The 373-nt window shown below is 59.8% G+C and carries 1 protein-coding gene; it reads left to right on the top strand.

Annotated features, from left to right (window positions below; translation table 11 throughout):
• Positions 1-179: 179 nt before the first annotated feature.
• On the top strand, positions 180-373 hold a 194-nt coding region (locus tag EN874_RS32490; protein ID WP_189396744.1), incomplete at its 3' end, for a cytochrome ubiquinol oxidase subunit I.

Below are 373 nucleotides of genomic sequence, written 5' to 3' on the forward strand. Positions count from 1 at the left end.
CGGTGGCGAGCGCGTGGAAAGCGTCCGGCGCCGAGGCGGCTGGGTCGTGAGATGAGGCGGAAGCGGCTGGCGATCTCATGCGCAGGTTTTCGCACGCGCAAGGACGAAAGGAATTGATCCAGATCAAGTCGCCTGCGTTCGTCCGGCGCTATGAGGCTGTATCCAGAAAGGATGCTCCCATGTCCGACTTTCTTCTCGTCGATCTGTCGCGGCTGCAATTCGCGCTGACGGCCCTCTATCATTTCCTGTTTGTGCCTTTGACCCTCGGCCTCTCCATCCTGATCGCCATGATGGAGACCGTCTATGTCATGACCCGCCGCACCATCTGGCGCGACATGACGAAGTTCTGGGGCGTGCTGTTCGGCATCAACTT

The sequence above is a fragment of the Mesorhizobium sp. M1D.F.Ca.ET.231.01.1.1 genome, assembly GCF_003999155.2.
Classification (GTDB): domain Bacteria; phylum Pseudomonadota; class Alphaproteobacteria; order Rhizobiales; family Rhizobiaceae; genus Mesorhizobium.